General features: G+C 72.1%; 14 protein-coding genes. 7 read left to right on the plus strand and 7 right to left on the minus strand.

All coding sequences use genetic code 11. The features are described from left to right. Positions 1-45 precede the first annotated feature (45 nt). The gene (locus DLJ47_RS12325; RefSeq protein WP_109900171.1) at positions 46-465 is read left to right on the plus strand and encodes a RidA family protein; all 420 of its coding nucleotides are present in this window, start codon (positions 46-48) and stop codon (positions 463-465) included. Between the two features lie 45 nt (positions 466-510). On the opposite strand, the gene DLJ47_RS36815 is transcribed toward DLJ47_RS12325, so the two are convergent. Beyond that, entirely contained in the window at positions 511-1623 is a 1113-nt protein-coding gene (locus tag DLJ47_RS36815) for a hypothetical protein (protein WP_233257797.1), read from the minus strand. A 122-nt stretch (positions 1624-1745) separates the two neighbouring features. On the opposite strand from DLJ47_RS36815, the gene DLJ47_RS36820 reads away from it, so the two are divergent. The 5 genes from DLJ47_RS36820 (at position 1746) to DLJ47_RS12350 (ending at position 9285) form a co-directional block, all read left to right on the plus strand. Continuing rightward, positions 1746-2537 carry a hypothetical protein gene (locus tag DLJ47_RS36820; RefSeq protein WP_233257798.1) on the plus strand — a complete coding sequence of 264 codons (792 nt, stop codon included), beginning with the start codon at positions 1746-1748 and terminating at the stop codon, positions 2535-2537. A 308-nt stretch (positions 2538-2845) separates the two neighbouring features. Beyond that, positions 2846-4429 (plus strand): FAD-dependent oxidoreductase, encoded by a 1584-nt coding sequence (locus DLJ47_RS12335; RefSeq protein ID WP_233257799.1) that lies wholly within the window; start codon positions 2846-2848, stop codon positions 4427-4429. A gap of 70 nt (positions 4430-4499) precedes the next feature. Next, positions 4500-5951, plus strand: coding sequence for an ATP-binding protein (locus DLJ47_RS12340; protein ID WP_109900172.1), 1452 nt, complete (start codon positions 4500-4502; stop codon positions 5949-5951). A 134-nt stretch (positions 5952-6085) separates the two neighbouring features. Next, entirely contained in the window at positions 6086-8050 is a 1965-nt protein-coding gene (locus tag DLJ47_RS12345) for an ABC transporter ATP-binding protein (RefSeq protein ID WP_109900188.1), read from the plus strand. 185 nt (positions 8051-8235) lie between these two features. Further along, positions 8236-9285, plus strand: coding sequence for an aldo/keto reductase (locus DLJ47_RS12350; protein WP_109900189.1), 1050 nt, complete (start codon positions 8236-8238; stop codon positions 9283-9285). 92 nt (positions 9286-9377) lie between these two features. On the opposite strand, the gene DLJ47_RS12355 is transcribed toward DLJ47_RS12350, so the two are convergent. The 6 genes from DLJ47_RS12355 to DLJ47_RS12380 form a co-directional block, all read right to left on the minus strand. Continuing rightward, on the minus strand, positions 9378-10022 hold the full coding sequence (locus tag DLJ47_RS12355; RefSeq protein WP_109900173.1) for a C39 family peptidase: 645 nt from the start codon (positions 10020-10022) through the stop codon (positions 9378-9380). Between the two features lie 706 nt (positions 10023-10728). Beyond that, positions 10729-11781 (minus strand): C40 family peptidase, encoded by a 1053-nt coding sequence (locus DLJ47_RS12360; protein WP_109900174.1) that lies wholly within the window; start codon positions 11779-11781, stop codon positions 10729-10731. Between the two features lie 38 nt (positions 11782-11819). Then, a complete protein-coding gene (locus DLJ47_RS12365) occupies positions 11820-12305 on the minus strand; it encodes a poly-gamma-glutamate biosynthesis protein PgsC/CapC (protein WP_088993458.1) in 486 nt (161 codons plus the stop codon). Further along, entirely contained in the window at positions 12302-13543 is a 1242-nt protein-coding gene (gene pgsB, locus DLJ47_RS12370) for a poly-gamma-glutamate synthase PgsB (RefSeq protein ID WP_109900175.1), read from the minus strand. Before pgsB ends, DLJ47_RS12365 begins: the two co-directional genes overlap by 4 nt. A gap of 1 nt (position 13544) precedes the next feature. Next, positions 13545-15776 (minus strand): HAMP domain-containing protein, encoded by a 2232-nt coding sequence (locus tag DLJ47_RS12375; protein ID WP_233257800.1) that lies wholly within the window; start codon positions 15774-15776, stop codon positions 13545-13547. 378 nt (positions 15777-16154) lie between these two features. After that, the gene (locus tag DLJ47_RS12380) at positions 16155-18044 is read right to left on the minus strand and encodes a gamma-glutamyltransferase family protein (protein ID WP_109900177.1); all 1890 of its coding nucleotides are present in this window, start codon (positions 18042-18044) and stop codon (positions 16155-16157) included. Between the two features lie 655 nt (positions 18045-18699). On the opposite strand from DLJ47_RS12380, the gene DLJ47_RS12385 reads away from it, so the two are divergent. Beyond that, entirely contained in the window at positions 18700-19314 is a 615-nt protein-coding gene (locus DLJ47_RS12385) for a DUF6230 family protein (protein WP_109900178.1), read from the plus strand. The last annotated feature ends 14 nt before the right edge of the window (positions 19315-19328 follow it).

The following is a 19328-nucleotide window of genomic DNA, read 5'->3' on the forward strand; positions in this document are numbered from 1 at the left end:
CGACCCCACCGCCGACATCGCCACCCTCGTCACCCGGGAGTACCTGTGAAGCTCACCCTCGACAACCCGAGCACCGTCGCCGCCCCGTTCGGCGACCGTTTCGCCCACCTGGCCCGCCTCGACCTGCCCGGCGGCGGCGCCCTGCTCGTGCTCGCCGGCCAGGTGGCCGTCGACGACGCCGGTGCGGTGGTCGGGGCGGGCGACATCGTCGCGCAGTCCGAACGGATCTTCGAGATCGTCGGCGGGGTGCTGGCCGCCCACGGCGCGACCCTGGCCGACGTGCTGCACATCCGGACGTTCCTCACCGACCTCGGCGACCTGCCCGGCTACGCCGTGGTCCGGCGCCGGCTCTTCACCGCCGTTCCGCCGCCGGCCAGCACGACGGTGGAGGTGAGCCGGCTCTTCCTGCCCGACGCGCTGATCGAGGTGGAGGTGACCGCCGCCGTGCCGGCCGGGCGGGTCTGACCGCCGGGCGCACCCGGCCCGCCCGGGCCGCCGGGATCCCGGCGGTCAGCGGTACGCCTGCCGGCGCAGCCGCTCGGCCAGTTCCCGGACCGCCTCGGCGAAGCGTTCGTCGGACTCCCCGGGCCAGTGCCCGAGGATCGGCGGCGGGACGCTGTCGCTGGGCGGGGGCACCACGTCCCACGGGTCACGCAGCCGCCGGTCGACCGTGCCCGCCGGCCCGGGCACGGCCGGCGGCTCGCCGGGGCGGTGCGGGGAGAAGATCCAGCTGCCGATCTGGTCGGTGTCGCGCCACAGGTTCACCCACCGCCAGCCCACCCGGTCGCCCACCTCGCGCAGCGCGTCCGCGTTGACGTACGCGGGGAAGAGCCGGGTGTAGAGCCGGCGCAGCGGCGACCCGTACGTCAGCAGCGCCACCCGGTCGCTGACGTGCGACGGTAGCTGGAGCACGGTCGCGGCCAGCAGCACCGAGCCGTGACTGTGCCCGGCCAGCAGCACCCCGACGCCGCTCTCGGCGAGGTAGGTGATCCGCCGGCTCAGCTCCGGCACGGCCCGCTCGGCGTAGCAGGGCGGCGCGAACGGGTGGGCCGCCCGTGGCCAGAAGGTGCCCAGGTCCCACACCACGCCGATGTAGCGGCGGAACTCGGCCGTCCGGTAGGCGAAGATGCCGCCCAGCACCAGGACGAGCAGCACGCCCGCGACCACGTAGCTGCCGATGCCGATGCCGAAGTTGACCATGTCGGCCGGCACCCCGAGATACCGCTGGACGGCGTCGCCCGGATGGATGTCGAGCAGCCCGAGGACGCTGGTGGCCATGCCGAGCGCGGCCAGGCAGGCGTACACCGCGGCGAGCGGTTCCAACCGCTCGGTGAACCGGGCCCGCGCGATCGTCCGGGTGACCTGCCGCAGCCGGGCCGCGGCCTCGGGCGGGGCGTCGGGAAAGTCCCGCGCGACGCTCGCCGCGGCCGTGCGCAGCCGGCCGCGCCGGGTGACCACGGTGACCAGCGCGGCGGCGAGCAGCATGGCCAGCACCGCGAGGAAGAAGCCGAAGATCGCCCACTTGTATATCAGCGGCGGGCTCAGTTGCACCCGGTCCGCGGTCGGCTCGTTGCGGTCGAGGAAGTCCGCCACCCGGTAGACCAACTCGGCGGAGAACGCCACCGCCAGGCCGGTGGCGGCGGCGGACCCGCAGCCACAGCACCACCGCCCCGAGCCCGGCCAGCAGGACGGTCTGGACGACCAGCAGGGACGCGACCATCTCGCCGTGCCCGGGCAGGCCTACCGTGGCGGGCCAGCGCGTCGGCTGCGCCGCCACCATGCCGAGCACCAGCACGGTCAGCCCGCCGGCGGTGAACCGCAGCCCTCGGGCCGCCCGGTCGACCCGCCGGCCCACGTCGGCCTGGTCGATCAGCGCGTGCGTGCAGACCAGCACGAGACAGGCCACCAGCACCGCGCCGGTGGCCGCCGCGAGCGTGACGGTGGCCGTGGAGGCGTCCGACCGGGCCCGCGCGGTGAGCAGGGCGGCGTCCAGCGTTCCGAGCGCGACCGCGACATGGATCGACCGCAGCCGCCCGACCAGCGGCGCGGCGTCCCACTGGCCCACGGCGCTGAGCTGGTGGTGCACGGCGGTGGTGGCGTGCGGCGCCCGGAACGCGTCGAAGTTGCGACCCGGGCGGGCGCCGAGCCGCCAGACCAGGCCGATCGCGGCGATCGGGACGATCGAGAGCACGGCCAGCCGAAGCCCCACCGGCCGGCCGCCCAACCAGGACAGCCAGGAGCGCTCGGCGAGGCACTGCGGCGACGCCAGGCACCGCCAGGCGACCAGGTCCAGCGCCACCCCGACGATGGAGAGCACGTACAGGGCGGTCAGCGACAGCGCCAGCACCCGGCACAGCGCCTTGATCACCAGTTCGCTGCGACCCCGGCCGCCCGGACGCATCCAGATCGCCACGTTGCAGAGCATGAAGGGGAGCAGGAAGACCAGCGACAGCGTCCGGGTCGCGGTGCCCGAGGGCAGGTCGCTCCAGCGGTACGCCTCCAGCACCACGCCGGCCGACCCCCGGGTGTCCGGGTAGCCGGGGCGCGGCCGGAAGAAGCCGCCGCTGCGGTCCCCGGCCACCTGCGTCACGTTCGGGCGGTCCAGCACCTGGTCCGCGCCCGCGCCGGACACCCCGTGCACCCGCAGCTCCACGACGTCGTACGACGTCGCCGGTCCATCGGACATCGGCCCCCCGAGACGTCTCCGGCCGGTGCCGCCGGCCACCTGGCGCCGGCACCGTCTACCCGTCCCGGGGCAGGTCAACCGTGCCGCCGCGCGACGCGGCCGACCGTCCCCGCCCTGGCGGTGGTGCGCCGCCCGGTCGGCGGGTGGTTGGATCACGCCATGGCGAACCCGGTGATCCTGAGCATCGACGACGACCCGGCGGTGTCCCGCGCGGTCGCCCGCGACCTGCGCCGCCGCTACGGCGACCGGTACCGGGTGGTCCGGGCGGCCTCCGGCGCGGACGGGTTGACCGCGCTGCGGGAGATCAAACTCCGTGGCGAGCAGGTGGCCGTGCTGCTGGCCGACTACCGGATGCCGGAGATGAACGGCATCGAGTTCCTCGAGGCCGCGATGGACCTGTTCCCGGCCGCCCGCCGGGTGCTGCTCACCGCGTACGCGGACACCGACGCCGCGATCGACGCGATCAACCTCGTCGACCTGGACCACTACCTGCTCAAGCCGTGGCATCCGCCGGAGGAGAAGCTGTACCCGGTGGTGGACACGCTGCTGCAGGCGTGGGCGGCCAGCCCGGACGCCACGGCGACCGAGATCCGGGTGGTCGGGCACCGCTGGTCGGCCCCGTCGTTCACGGTGCGCGACTTCCTCGCCCGCAACCTGGTACCGTTCCGCTGGCTGCTGGCCGACGACCCGGAGGGCGTCCGGCTGCTCGCCGCGGCCGGGGCGACCGAGGCGGACCTGCCGCTGGTGGTCACCGGTGAGGGCAAGGCATTGGTCGCCCCGACCGAGGCGGAGCTGGCCGGGCTGGCCGGGCTCACCGTGGTGCCCGCTGCCGACTTCTATGACCTGGTGGTGGTCGGCGGCGGCCCGGCCGGCCTCGGCGCGGCGGTGTACGGCGCCTCCGAGGGGCTGCGCACCGTGCTGGTCGAACGCCGGGCCACCGGCGGGCAGGCCGGGCAGAGCAGCCGGATCGAGAACTACCTGGGCTTTCCCGACGGGGTCTCCGGCGCGCAGCTCACCGACCGGGCCCGCCGGCAGGCGTTGAAGTTCGGCGCCGAGCTGCTCAGCACGCGGGAGGTGGTGGGGTTGGCCGAGGCCGGCTCGGCCCGGCTGCTGCGCTTCGGCGACGGCACCGAGATCGCCGCGCACACCGTGGTGCTGGCCACCGGCGTGTCCTACCGGGTGCTCGACGCCCCCGGGCTGGCCGAGTTCACCGGGCAGGGCGTCTTCTACGGCTCCACCGCCACCGAGGCGCCGAGCTGCGCGGCGCAGGACGTCTACATCGTGGGTGGGGCCAACTCGGCCGGCCAGGCCGCGGTGCACTTCGCCCGGTACGCCGCGCGGGTGCACCTGCTGATTCGCGGTGCCGACCTCACCGCCTCGATGTCGCGATACCTGATCGACCAGCTCGACCGGATCGACAACATCGTCGTGCACCCGCACACCGTGGTGGCCGGCGGATCCGGCAGCGGCCACCTGGAACAGCTCACCCTCTGCGACACGCGCAGCGGCGAGACCCGCACCGTGGACGCGTCCTGGCTGTTCATCTTCATCGGCGCGGAGCCGCGCACCGAGTGGCTGGACGGGGTGCTGGTCCGGGACCGGCGGGGTTTCGTGGTCACCGGGCCCGACCTGGTCACCGACGGCCGGCGGCCGGCCGGCTGGGCGCTGTCACGGGACCCGTACCACCTGGAGACCAGCCTGCGGGCGTCTTCGCCGCCGGCGACGTCCGGGCCGAGTCGGTGAAACGGGTCGCCTCCGCCGTCGGCGAGGGGGCGATGGCGGTCTCGCTGGTGCACCGCTACCTGGAGGCGCAGTGACCACCCCGACCGACCGGCTGACCCCCGACGAGCTGCGCACCCTGTTCCTGTTCGAGGCGCTCGACGACGGGCAGCTCGGGTGGCTGGCCGAGCACGGCCGGGTGGAGCAGCGCGCCGCCGGCACCGTGGTCTACGCCGAGGGCGAGCCGGCGACCTGCTTCTTCGTCCTGCTCCGCGGGGCGGTGGCGCTGAGCCGGCGGGTGCACGGCGACGAGGTGGAGGTGACCCGGACCGGCCAGCGCGGGGTGTACGGCGGGGCGACCCAGGCGTACCTCGACGACGAGGCCGAGCAGGTCTACCGCAACACGTTGCGGGCGGTCGACGAGGCGGAGTTCTTCGTGCTCCCCGCGGAGAGCTTCGCGTACGCCGTGCGCTCCTGGTTCCCGATGGCGATGCACCTGCTGGAAGGGCTCTTCATCGGGATGCGGAACGCCCAGACCATCGTCGGCGAGCGGGAACGGTTGCTGGCGCTGGGTTCCCTGTCGGCGGGGCTGACCCACGAGCTGAACAACCCGGCCGCCGCGGCGGTCCGGGCCACCTCGGTGCTGCGCGACCGGGTGGCCGGGATGCGGCACAAGCTCGCGATGATCGCCGACGGGCGGCTGGACGGGCGGGCGCTGCACACGCTGGTGGAACTCCAGGAGGAGGCGGTCGCCCGGGTGGCCGCCGCGCCGCAGCTGAGCCCGATGGCCGCCGCGGACGCCGAGGACGCCCTGGCCGACTGGCTGGCGGAGCAGCGGATCGACGCCGGCTGGGACCTGGCGCCGACGCTGGTCGCCGGCGGGCTGGACGAGGAGTGGCTGGCCCGGGTGCGGGCGGCGGTGGGCGCGGCGGACCTGGCGGCCGCCGTCCGGTGGTTGACCTACACGGTCGAGACCGAGCTGCTGATGCGGGAGATCGGCGACGCGGTCACCCGGATCTCCGGCCTGGTCGGCGCGGCCAAGCAGTACTCGCAGCTGGACCGGGCGCCGTACCAGGTGGTCGACGTGCACGACCTGCTCGACGCCACCGTGGTGATGTTCAAGGGCAAGCTGCCCGCCGGGGTCCGGCTGGTCAAGGAGTACGACCGGGGCCTCCCGCCGGTGCCGGCGTACGCGGCGGAGCTCAACCAGGTCTGGACCAACCTGATCGACAACGCGCTCGGCGCGATGGGGGAGCAGGGCACGCTGACCGTCCGGACCGGGCGGGACGGCGACCTGCTCGCGGTGGAGATCGCCGACACCGGGCCGGGCATCCCGCCGGACGTGCGGCCGCGCATCTTCGAGCCGTTCTTCACCACCAAGCCGGTCGGCTCCGGCACCGGCCTGGGGTTGGACATCTCGTACCGGATCGTGGTCCACAAGCACCACGGCGACATCCGGGTCGAGTCGACCCCCGGCGCCACCACCTTCCGGGTGCTGCTGCCGCTGACCGTCGCCCCGGCGGCCGGACCGGAGCCGGTGCCCTGACGCGGCCTGGCCGACACGCCGTTGGCACGGGAGTTCGACACGCCGTTCACGCCACGACACGGCCTGGTCGCTGTCGGTAGTCTCGGGCGGCGTCCGGTTCACCCGCGTCCGCCCGGGGAGGGTCCGTGGAGTCGATGGCCCGCCAGCGCCACCCGTCCGAGCCGGACGACCCGCCGGCCGAACCGACCGACGACACCGTCACCGGCCCGGTCCTGCCGGAGCTGGAGGACTCCGCCTGGATGCACCACGCCACCGCGTTCGCGCACACCAGCTTCCGCGCGGTGGCCCGCCGGCTGCCCCGGCTGGTGCGGGAGGCGGTGGCGCTGGCCTGGGCCACCAGTCGCCGGGACACGATCGCCTCCATCGGGCTGAACGTCGCCGCCGGGGTGATGACCACGTTCGGGCTGCTCGCCACGACCAGCGTGCTGCGCGAGCTGTTCGCCGCCGGCCCCACCCCGGACCGGGTGCGCGCGGCACTGCCGGCGCTGGTCCTGGCCGCCGCGGCGGTCTCCGCCCGGGGCGGCTTGATGATCGCGGCCGGCTGGGCCCAGGCCCGGCTCACCCCGCAGATCAACTACGAGGTGGAGCTGCGCCTGTTCGAGGCCACCACGGCGGTCGACCTCGCCGCGTTCGACGACGCCGGTTTCGCCGAGGAGATGGACCGGGCCCGGGAGCGGGGGATGGCCGAGGCGGCGTACATCGTGGACCACACGGTCAACCTGGTCACCGGGGTGGTCGGGATGGTCGCCACCGCGGTGGCGGTCGCGGTGATCCAGCCGATCCTGCTGCCCTGCCTGCTGCTCGCGGCGGTGCCGGAGGCGGTCACCGCGGTCCGGGTGGCCCGCCGGCAGTACCTGGCCATGCTGGCGCGGATCACCCGCCGCCGGCGGATGTGGATGCTGGCGCACCTGATGGCCAACCGGCGCACCGCGGCCGAGGTGCGCGCCTACCAGATGCGCGGGTTCCTGATCGCCGAGTATCGCCGGGTGATGGCCGTCGAGACCCGCGCCCAGCTGCGCCTGGTCCGGTCGCAGACCGGCACCCGGGTGGCCGGCGCGAGCGTCGCCGGGTTCGCCGCGTTCGGGGTCTACGCCGTCCTCGGCGCGCTGCTGCTCGGCGGGCTGGTCGCGCTCGCCGCGGCGGCCACCGCGCTGCTGGCCATCCAGTCCGCGCGGACCAGCCTCGGCGTCGCGGTCCTCGCCACCAACTCGCTCTACGAGGACGCCCTCTACTACCAGGACTACCGCGACTTCCTGGAGCGCGCCCGGGGCCGGATGCCGGCCACCGGCGGGCGGGCCGTCGGCGGCTTCGACGTGATCGAGCTCGACCGGGTCAGCCTGCGCTATCCGGACACCGAGCAGCCGGCCGTCGACGAGGTGAGCCTCACCCTGCGCCGGGGTCAGGTGATCGCGCTGGTCGGCGAGAACGGCTCGGGCAAGACGACCCTGGCCAAGCTGATCGCCGGCCTCTACCGGCCGACCGGGGGCGTCATCAGGTGGGACGGGGTGGACACCGCCGACCTCGACCCGCGGGCGGTCGGCGAGCACGTGGCGGTGATGACCCAGGATTGGTGGCGGTTCCCGTTCACCGCCGGGCAGAACATCCGCATCGGCCGCCACGACCGGGCGCCCGGTCGGTCCGGGCCGAGCGTGCGGGAGGCCGCCCGGGCCGCCGCCGCCGACGAGGTGATCGACAACCTGCCGTACGGCTACGACACGCTGCTGGACCGCGAGTTCAAGAACGGCCACGACCTGTCCGGCGGGCAGTGGCAGCGGCTGGTCGCCGCGCGGGGGCTCTACCGCGACGCCGCGCTGCTGATCTGCGACGAGCCGTCCGCCTCCCTCGACGCCCGGGCCGAGCACGCGCTCTTCCAGCACCTGCGCCGGCACCCGGACCGGGCCGTCGTCCTGATCACCCACCGGCTCGCCAACGTCCGGCACGCCGACCAGATCTTCGTGCTCGACCAGGGGCGGTTGGTCCAGCACGGCACCCACGACGAGCTGATGGCCGCCGACGGTCTCTACCGCGAGCTGTTCGACCTGCAGGCCAGCGGCTACCTGGCCGGCTCCCCGCAGGCCGGCGACGCCGTGCCCCGGTGACCGGCCAGCACGGCCGGGGCACGTCCGCTCAGTCGGCGGCGCGGGCAGGCGCGGGCCGGTACGTCCGGCGATCGGGCGTCACGGCGGCACCGCCCGGTGTTGACCTCGAGCGCACTCGAATTCCTAGCGTGGGCGGCGCCGCCGGCGGATCCGCCGCCGGGGCGGACACCGCGAGGAGCACCACCATGCGTTACCGGGTACTGGGCGGCACCGGCATCGAGGTCAGCGTCCACGCCCTCGGCACGATGATGTTCGGCGCGGTCGGCAACCCCGACCACGACGACTGCGTCCGGATCATCCGCGCCGCGCTCGACCGGGGGATCAACCTGGTCGACACCGCGGACATGTACTCGGCCGGGGAGAGCGAGCGGATCGTCGGCCGGGCGCTGCGGGGCCGGCGGGACGACGTGGTGCTCGCCACCAAGGTGCACTTCCCGATGGGCGAGGGGCCCAACCGGGGCGGCGACTCGCGCCGCTGGATCCTGCGGGCGGTGCACGACAGCCTGCGCCGGCTGGGCACCGACTGGATCGACCTCTACCAGGTCCACCGTCCCGACCACACCACTGACGTCGAGGAGACTCTCGGCGTGCTCAGTGACCTGCTCCGGGCCGGCACCATCCGGGCGTTCGGCTGCTCCACCTTCCCGGCGGAGGAGATCGTCGAGGCGCACCACGTCGCCGAGCGGCGGGGTCTCGGGCGGTTCCGCACCGAGCAGCCGCCGTACTCGATCCTGGCCCGGGGCATCGAGGCCGACGTGCTGCCGGTCTGTCAGCGGTACGGCATGGGGGTGCTGGTCTGGAGCCCGCTCGCCTCCGGCTTCCTCTCCGGCCGCTACCGGGAGGGCCGGCCGGTGGACCTGACGGCGGGTCGCCCGGCGCTGACCCCGGCCCGTTTCGACCCGGCGCTGCCCGGCAACGAAGCCAAGTACCGCGCGGTCGAGCAGCTCGTGGAGCTGGCCGCCGGTCTCGGCCGGACGCTGCCGGAACTGGCGGTGGCGTTCACCGTCGCGCACCCGGGCGTCACCTCGACGATCATCGGCCCGCGCACCATGGACCAGTTGGACGGGCTGCTCGCCGGCGCCACCCTGACCCTCGACGACGCCATCCTGGACCGGATCGACGAGATCGTCCCGCCCGGCACCAACCTGTACGCCCCCGACGGCGTCTGGCGCCCGCCGGCGCTGACCGATCCGGCCCGCCGGCGCCGCCCGACCGCGGACCGCACCGCCGCCTGACGACGGACGGCTGGGGCGCCCAGCGTCGGGCGCGGGAAAGCCGTGGCCCGGGCTCCCGCCGGGAGCCCGGGCCACGACCATGAGACGCTGCGTCAGCTGGAGTAGCCGCGTTCAGCGATCCAGGTGGCCACCTTGTCGTCGCTCATCCAGTAGTGCTTCCGCTGGTCGTACGGGTCGGCGATCTGCACCACCTCACCGTTGTCGCGGTAACCGATGATCGTCACGTAGTGTCCGCCCGGGAACGAGTGTCGCCGGCCCTCGGTGTCGACGGCGGTGCCCATGGTGTTGGCCACCACGCCCCGCTTGCCGTCGACCGCCTCGACCACGTCGGCGCGCAGCTCATCGACCTGTGCCGGCTGGGCGGTGGGGCCGTCGATCTCGGTGGTCTCGTAGCCGCCGCCGGTCATCTCATTGAGCACGCGGGTGGTGTCGTCGGCCGACTGGGTACCGGCCTTGGTGGTGCCGAGCTTCTCCGCCACCTCGCGCTGACTCGGGGTCTTGCCCTGCGTGGACAGGGCGATCCGGGTCGCCGCCGGAGCGCAGTAGTACGAGTTCGGCTGCCGCTGGTAATCGTGGTCGAGCACCTTCTTGTCCTGACCAGGGGGCTCCTCCGCCTGCACCGCGACGGCCGGTTTAGCTGGCGCGGTCTCGGCGGCGATCGCCGGAACGGCGACGGCTCCACCGGTCATCAGCAGACCGGCAACCGACAGCGCGCTCTTGCGGAAGATCGAGTTCATCGTGAAGCTCCCATCGGGGTTGATGCCGCTGGGATCGGAAGCGCAAGCACCGCAGGTAGCAGAACGCCCGCGGTACGCCGGAGGTCGCTGTTTCCGGACGCTCCCGGTTCCCGGGCTCTCGATTGGCTTCCCGGCTCTCTCGCCAGACGATTACCCGGCCCGGGTTCGTGAAAACGCCCGCAGGCCGGCGCGGTTGGTACTACACTCCTCCTCCACCTCGGGCCCCGACGGTCGGCCGACGCGTCCGCATGGCCCCGGCAGCCTCCGGGACCGCTCCCAGCCGGCGATTGGCGCCAGCGCGGACGGCGACCTGCCCGGCATGCCGCCCGACCCCTGTGGCACGTCCGACGACAGAGTGTCCGGCTGGCGACCGGAATCAGCCGCCGGCGTCTCCGGGCGGGCGGCCCGGCAGGGTGCCCGGAGCTGCCGGCGAACCCGCCCGGGGGTGCAGGCTCGCCCACGGCGCACGCTGACGGCTGAGCGGCCCGTCAGGCAGCCGCGGCGTGCCGGCCTGGCCGGGTCGGGTAGCGAACAGCAGGCGGCCGACCAGCTGCGCGGTGCGCCGCTCAACCACCTGCCAACAGCCAGCGCGGCCGGTCGGGCATCGCTGTGCGATCCCCGACCGGCCGCGGGTGAACTGCCGAGCGGCGTGCCGACCGGCGGCGGGGGCCCGTGGCCGAGGCCCCGCTGCTGCCCGATGGGCGGCTCAGATCCGGCGGGCGGCGCGCCACCGGTCCGGCCAGTAACCCATGCCGTCGAGGATGGGTTCACCGGACAGGTCTCCCATCGTCGGACCGTCGGTCTGCGAACGGCTGGAGATGAACCGGTGGTGACCGCTGTCATCGAGGCCGAGGTAGATGCCGGAATGGTCGATCTGCCGACTCGGTACCGGCTGGGCGTTGAAGAACAGCAGGTCGCCGGGGAGTAGGCGGTCGATGCCGCGGGCTCGCTGACCGGTGTTCCGCGTCAGTGCGACACCGGGGCCCACCTCGGCCATCGCGTAGGCGCGGCGCGGCAGCCCGTCACCGGGGTTGTTGGTGCCGAGCAGCGGAAATCCGAGCCGGTGACCGTAGACCATCCGCAGATACCCGGAACAGTCCAGGGCCAGCTCCCGCTCTGGCTCGGGCATCTCGTTCTTGCCGTCGGGGAACGTCCACGGCATTTGCAGGTAGTCGTAGAAGTCGGAGCGCTCCTGACGGCCGTCGGGGTCCAGGGGGTCCGGTGGCCCGAACGACGCGTCGCCGGAATACTGCTGTCCCTGGTTGTCCTTCTTCGCGGGGGCGCCGTCGACATATTCGAAGGCGATCGCCAGCACGTCGGGCGAGCGGTCGTTGCGCACCCCCTCGAGCCAGTCGATGAACCACTGCTCCTGTTCGGCGCCCGCCCGCCACGCCTGCGGTGCGAGCCGGACCCAGACGTTGGTCTCGACCTTGGCGGCGGTGAAGCGCGGTTCCTCGAACGTCCGGAGCGGACCGTAGATCTGCACGGTCCGCGCGCCGTCGGTCATGGTCGCGACGGGTTCGCCCGACGAGTCGGTGATCTCCGTACGATCAGGCTCGGTCAGGCGCTGGTAGGTGTACCCGGACGTGCCGCGGGTCGGGCCCTGGGACGGCTTGCCCGTGCCCAGGGTGATCTCCGTCTGGTCCGCCGGCGACGGCAGCACCAGCGCGTAGGTGCCCGCGCCGACGGCGAGCAGCAGGGCGAACACGCCGGTAGTCAGAAGTACGGTCCGTCTGCGCAGGTACGTCCAGTACTTCATGCCCGCGTCTCCTTTCGCGACTCGGCTCTGGGCTGCGGTCAGGTCACCGGCACGAAGCCGGCCACGACGCCGCTGTACGCGACCCCGAAGGTGATGGCGGTCACGATGACGGTCGCCATGATGGTGGCCTTCGGCGGCTGCCGAACGAGCTGGTACGCGATGAGCCCAGGGATGACGAAGCCCAGCGTCTGGTGGGCGAACAGCAGCGGAAGGTCACGTTGGACGATGACGAACAGGGTCAGCTGCAACAGGACGCTGAGTAGCACGATCGCCGCGAACAGCCGCTTGCCGTAGAGGATCACCACCCGTTGCATCAGCAGGGTGAGCAGGTAGGTGAGCACCGTCATCCCAGCGATGATCACTGCCTGCAGCTGGTCCTCGATGAGGGTCAGGGCGATCCACCCGGGCGTGATCATGCCGCCCGGCGAGAGGTTCGTGGTCAGATAGCACAGCAGCGCGAACACCAGGCCGATCCCGAGGCTCGCGGTGGCCAGTTGGGCGCTGAGTTCTCCGCCGAAGGTCATCGCTGAATCCTTTCTCCGGTCGGCGTACGAAGCGTGGAGGCCGCAGGAGACCCGTCCTCGCAGGTCCAGCCCGGCAGTTCCGCCAGCTTGTGGATCAGGACCTCGCCCTGCCCGTGGATGTTCCCCACGGCGACGATCGACGAGTCCGCCGGCGTCTCCGCCATCACGCCCTCCAGCAGGCGGTCAGGGGCGAGCTTGCCGCCGATGTCGACCACCCGGTCCTGAAGTTCCGGCGGCACGCTCGTCCGCGCGCTCTTGGTCACCTCGCCGATGAGCACGATCTTCTCCGGTCGCACCCGGCCGCTGAGTTCACCCATCTGACCGTTGCGCTCGATCCGGTCCGGCCGGCAGTTGACCACCATCGTCAGCGGACGGGTGATGAGGTGCTGATTCTCCAGCTGCTGGATGTTCATGAAGGTGGACTCGGGATCGTTGGCGGCGAAGACGTTGGCGAACCGCATCCGCTTGCTGCCGTGCATCACCCGCGCCACGGACAGCACACCGGGATCGGGCGGGGCCTCCCACATGCCCCGCAGCGCGCTGTGCCGGTCGACGCCCAGTTGCTCGGCCACGGCCAGCGCGATGGCGACGTTCTCCTTGAACGTGATCCACCCGAACCCGTCCATCTCGCGGTCGGTCACCGAATCGGGATCGACCGCGATGAGACGGCAGTCGCGCCGCTCGGCCTCCTCTTGCAGGATCGCCAGCCGTTCCCGCTCGGCGGTGATGCAGACGCCACCCACCGGCATGGACCGGCTCAGCGACCGGGCCACATCGTCCAGGGTGGGGCCCATCTCGGTGAGATGGTCCTCGCGTACGTTGCACAGCACCCCGATGTTCGACCGGATCAGCTTGCTCTGGTTGACCTCCTGCAACGCCGGCATCACCGCCATGCACTCCATGACCAGGGCGTCGGGGTGGTAGACGGCGGCCCGCCGCACGATCCCGATCTGCTCCACCACGTTCGCGATGCCGAACTTCCGGTGCACCGGCTCTTCACTGGCGTCCGGGAAGATGAACCGGGCGGCGGTGCCGGTGGTCTTGGCCACCACCGTTCGGCCGCCGCCGCGCAGGGCGCCGGCACAGAGCCGGGTGATGGAGCTCTTGCCGCGAATGCCGTTGACCAGCACGCGGTCCGGGATCTTGTCCAGGTTGCGGTCGTGGTTGCGGTGCTCGACGATCCCGGCGCCGAGCAGAGCCAGGCAGCAAAGGACGAATACGACGTATAGATATGCCACGTCAATCCCCTTCGTCTCGGCCGGCAGAGTGCTGACCGCCGCGATAGACGGTCGGCGGGGCGACCGGCCCCGGACCGGCTGGCGGCGGCACCTCGGGGAGCACCACGGTCGGGTCGTCCTCCGTGCCGCGCAGCCGCGTCACACCGCCCAACCGATCCGTGCCGGTGTGCCGGGCCTGACGGCAGACCTCCAGACACATGGCCAGTTCTCCGATGTCGTCGTGCCGTTGCGGCGGGATCGGCGTCTCGACCGAGCCGTCGCGGATCCGGTCGGCTTCGGTCGCCAGCCGCCGCAGCGGCCGGGCGAAGACGTAGTACTGCCACACCTGACTGAGCAGCACCACACCGGTCGCGGCGCCGGCGACCAGCAGCGTCCACCGGCGTCCGTCGCTCTGCGGCAGCCGCAGTCCGGCCAGGTCCTGCTCCACGACCAGGGACCACTTCAGCGGAGCAACCGTGTTGGGCTTGTTCAAGCCGGCGGCGGCGATCAGCGCCGCACCGCCCCCAGGCGTCTCGGCCCGCCCCACGGTGCCGCCCTTCAGTGCCTCGGCCGCGGCGCCACGGGCGCTGCCCTCCAGCTCCTGGAAGGCGCGGAAGCCCTCCGAATCGAAGACCGTGCGCAGATTCTCGTCCACGATCCGGGCCTGACCGTCCACCTCGCGCAGCATCTCCAGCAGGTAGTCGATGTTGTACTCACCCACCGTCGCCACGCCGTTGGCGCCGACCCGGAAGGCGTAGACCACCGGGACGCGGGCGGTCTTGTCGTCCAGGTCGATGCCGGCCTCGCCCCGCAGCGGCTCCTTCCGCAGCGGGTCGCGCCCGGCCGAGCTGATCACCGATCCGCTCGAATCCATCAGGTAGAGGCTGCGGAACCGCTGCTTGTCGGCCAGCTCGTGCTTGAGCAGGGGCGTCAGCTGCGCCGGGTCGCTCGATTCGGCGGTCTGCGAGACGCGGATCACCGTCTGCAGCCCGTTGTTGAGCGCCTTACCCATCATCGTGCTCGCCGCCTCGGCCCGGCTCTCCTCGTCCTTGACGAGCTGCTCGGGGATCGCCGGCTTGGGCGCGCCGAGGGCGGTCGCCGCGGCCGCCGCCGGCCAGAGCAGAGCGACGACCGTGGCCGCGGCCAGGGCCTGCGTCACGGTCGGCCGCCACCGCCACCGCCACCGGGTGCGCGAGCCGCTGGTCGACGAGGTGTCACCGGACGTGAAAGCCAGCGCCTGGGCGATGCGGTGCGCCTCCGCGATCCGCAGCGGATGTCGCTTGGCCGGGGCGGCGCCTGAGGCGTTGGCCTTGGCCTGCTCGAGCAGCGAGCGCACGGGACGGACCAGCGCCAGCCGCATCAGCAGGAATGTCGGCACCGCCAGCGCCAACAGGGTCAGGCCGAGCAGGAGACCGCGGACCGCGGAGGTGCCGCCCTCCTCCTCGGCGACGATCAGCGTCGCCAGCGTCATCCCGGTGTTCCCCACCGGAGCGGACGAGACGACCAACTGGCGGTCCTGCCACTCGGTCACCCTGATCGGGTGGCCCTCGCTGGAGTCCGACTGGGCCAGCTCGCCGAAGACCACCGGCAGATGGACCTCGTCGACGGCACTGACTCCCTGCATCAGGGTGCTCTTGCCGTCCGGCGTGAGCACGAAGACGCCCTGGCGGGCCTTGGGATTGAGCCGCAACTCGTCCACGTTGACCGGTTGCATCGCCAGCAACGTCCGCGACTGGTCCAGCGTGATGCTGCGGACCAGCGCCGGCCCGTGGTCCGTGGTGACCGGGAAGACGTTCGCGGGCAGCGTCGGCGGCAGTTGCTCGAGCGGCAGCTGCTGCCCCTGGGTCGCCAGCGGGCGACGGCTGGCGGTTTCCATGATCGTGGCCCCGTTCCAGGTGGCTCCGTCGCCCACCGCCTGTTTCAGCAGTTCGGGGTCCGGCGTCCCGGGTGCCCGGGTGGAGACCCGCTGGTCGAGCTCCTCCACCGAGTGCTGGATGGTCATTCGCGTGCTGGTGGCGACCTTCGACACGTTGTCCCGTTGCGAATCCACCACCGCGGGGGGCACGCCCCGCTGGTGGTTGAGGGCGAACCCCAGCACGATGGCCGCCGCCAGGAACATCGTCGCCCAGAGGTAGACCAGCGAGGGTGTCCCGGAACCCGCTGGAAACCCGGCAGCCGGTAGCTGCTGCTCCAGGGCGCGCCGCCGCCAGGTGACCATCTCCTCCGGCGGCAGTTCGGCCGGCTTCCCCGCCACGGGAGCCTGGCCACGAAAGCTCTTCTGCTCTGTGTCCCGGTCAGGCGCAGGCTGTTCGCCTTCGCTCCTTCTGTTCATGGCGACCCCTTCCCTTCCGTGAACACCGGAAGTTGCACGGTCGAATCGATCATCGGACTCGACGGGGTGAGCCAGCATCACCTCACCGGGACGAACCTGGGCATGCCTCGAACCTCTGCCGGACCCCGCCATGCGGTGGATGGGGCGGTATGACCCGATCGTGGAACTCGGCTGGGTGAGGCAGCCTCACCCTGCCGAGATGAAACCGCGTGCAGGCCCGTTCGCCACGGCAGTCGGGCGGAACGGCCCGGTCTCCGCCAACCGCCGGCGCGGTGCCGGGGCCGGCTGGCCGGCGGGGCGTCAGCCCCCGGTGGCGGTGCCGTCCCGGCGTGGGTCAGCCGCGCCGAGCAGCTGCTTGCCGCGAATCTCGATCGCCGTGAGGCCGCTGTCGAGCGCGATGAGCCGGGGACAAGGGTGCCGACGCTCGACGAGGCTCGGCATCCGTAGGGCCACTCTCCGGTTCGCTTCGATGGCCGACGGCGCATCCCGTTCCCCGTCACAGTCGCGGGTGATGTCCTGTCCGCTGTAATGGCCCTGGTTGATCGCCTCTGCCGGGGTCATGCCGTCGACGATCACTCCCACGATGGTCTGGACCACGTAGTCAGGGATGTGGGAGCCGCCGGCAGCGCCCACCACCAGCTTCAGTTCCTTACCCGCACCGTCCAGTACGAGGGTCGGCGCCATCGAGGCCGTGGGCCGCTTCCCCGGCTGCATGACGTTGACCGGCTTTCCGGGTGAGACCGACGCGGTGTCCGTGAAGTTGTTCAACGCGTTGTTGAGAATCATCCCCTGGACTTCCAGGTGCGACCCGAAGTGACTGTTGTTGGTGGTCGTCATGGAGACGGCGTTGCCCTCGGCGTCGACGATGCTCACGTTGCTCGTCGGGTCGCCGACATCCACCGTGGCAGGTTCGTCGCCCACCACCGGAGGTTCGGGTCGCACTCCCGGCGGGTCACCCGGTTCGACCGGTCGGACCGCCCGATCGCGGGAGAAGAGGGAGAAACGGTCGTCGAGATACTTGTCGTCGAGGAGACCGTCCACGGGCACGCCGTGATAGTCCGGGTCACCGATGTAGGCGCGACGGTCGAGATTCGCCAATCGGCTGGCCTCCAGCGACAGATGGATTCGGGTGGCCGAGCCCGGGTCGGTCTTCTTCACGTCGCCGCGTTCGAGCAGGCCGAGCTCTTCCAGGACCGTCACTCCGCCGAACGCGGGGGGCGGTGAGGTGCACACCGAGACGCCGAACGGCTTCCGGCAGATCTCGGTGCGCTCCATCGGGGTGTAGTCGGCGAAGTCCTGCGGGGTGATCAGGGAGGGGATCACCACCGGGCCTGCCGTGTTGCCCTTGAGCTTGATCGGGCCCTTCGCCGCGTGCTTGGCGATGGTCGGGGCGATCTCGCCGTTGGGGTCGTAGAACGCCTCCGCGCCCCCGTCCCGCACCAGCCGCAGCACCTCGGCGATCTCGGGGTTGTAGAGGGTGCTGCCCACCGGCTTGGGCTCGTCGCCGTTGCAGTAGCGGGGGCGCAGGTCGGGGTAGTTGCAGCGCTTCCGCCCGTTGAAACGCTCCTCGAAACCGTCGTGCAGGTTCGGGGACATCGGGAACCCGTCCTTGGCCAACCTGATGGCGTCGTCGAACAGCTGGTTCCACGGGAGTTTGCCGTACAACTCGTGCACCTCCGCGAGCACCCGCAGGGTGCCGGGAACGCCGAACGCGCGTCCGGTCGCCGAGGCGTCGTTCGGGAAGCGATCAGTGCCGAGATCCTCGGCCTCCTGCGCGGTGGGCGTCCGCACATTCTCGGTCACGTTCCGCGGCGCTCTGGACATGCCGTCGAAGAACCGGATGTCCCGCTTGTCCTTGTCCCAGTGGTTGATGAGCGTGCCGCCGGCGAGCCCGGAGGCGTGCGGCTCCACGACAGCGAGGACCGCCTGAACGGACACGGCGGCGTCCGCGGCGCTGCCGCCCTTGAGTATGATCTTGCAACCGGCCTCGGCCGCGAGCGGATGGGCGGCGGCCACCATGAACTTCTCGACGACGGCGTCGTCCTCCCGGCCGCTCTTGCTTCTCGGGTTCTTCGTGCAGGCCTCGGCGGGCGCAGCGACCGGAGGTGACGCGGGTGCCACGGCCACGGCGGACACACCCAGCGCCATCGCCAGCGCGGGGATGAGATGGTACGCCCTGCGTGCGAACATGGAGTGACCTTTCGAGATCGGTCCGGAGCGGAGCGTTCACGCTGACCATCACGAAGCTCCCCAGCCGGAATGCGTCTCCCTGTCTTGCCTTCCGGGCCTGCCGCCCGCGCTCTCTTCGCCCCGACGTCTCCCGCAGGTGGGCTGCGCTCCCGGATGGCCCGACCGTCCGAACGGCAGCAGGCGAAGTCCGACGGCTCCTGCGGCGGACCGAAGGTGGTCTTCCGGCGCGTGTCGCGCCCTTCGCGCTGCTGGTCCGGATCGGACGATGGGCCGGATCCGGCCTCCGGCAACCTGCACGACCGCCTTGCGCGCCGCCGAGCAGGAGGAACCGCTAGGGGCATCATCGATGTCGCCCGGGTGATGGCGCAGGACATCGCCGGAAGTCGTGGCCTGCGGGGCGAAGGTGTCGCCGGTGATAGCGGAGAACCGTTCCGAAGGCCCCACCCGGCGAAATCAGGGACAGCTTACGCTCGGTGAGAAATTAGCCCCGAGAAATCCACTCTGTGTTAGCGTCGAGGAGGCGGGCCCTGTGATGGGCGGCACTTGCGCCGTCACACCGGAACCCATCGCCCTGCCCGACGACAGGTGGCCAGGCGCCGTGCGCGACCACCACATCCGTCCGGAAGACCGCGCGACATCCACCCGAGGAGCAATCGTGCAGGAACGGATCGGTAACCCCGTGGGACGTACCCGGTGGCGAAGGTTCGCCGCGATGCTGGTGCCGGCGAGCGCTGTCGCTGCCGGGATCGTCTTCGGCATGGCCAACGGCGCGATCGCGGCCTCGTTCGCGGTGTCCGGGCAGACGTTCAAGGTATCGGCCTCGGAGTTGCAGGGGGAGGGCTTCGTCCAGTACGGCGGGGTCGCCAGAGAGGTCGACGGAACGGAGCATCCGGTGGCCGTCACCGGTATCCGCGACGCGCGGCTGTTCGACCTGTGCCAGTCGGTGAAGGCGCCGGGGGCTCCCGTGGTGCTCACCATCACCGCCGGCGGTGGCGGGCGGCCCGCCACGGCGAGCGACCTGCTGCTCGACGTCGAGTCGCTCGAGGGCGACGTCAGGTTCACCAACATCAACATCGGGCAGGACGCGTCGACCCTCGAGGGCGGCCCGCCCGGTGCCAAGGGTCCCCGGGGCGCCTTCGGTCAACAGGCCGACGCGGTGAACATCAAGAACCTGCGTCAGGTGGCCCGCTCCACCCAGGCCGGGACGTTCAACCTCACCGGGCTGCGGCTGAAGGTCAACGTCGGCCCGGCCGCCAAGGAATGCTTCTGAGCCGGTCAACCCGG

The organism is Micromonospora sp. S4605 (assembly GCF_003176715.1).
GTDB lineage: Bacteria > Actinomycetota > Actinomycetes > Mycobacteriales > Micromonosporaceae > Micromonospora > Micromonospora echinaurantiaca.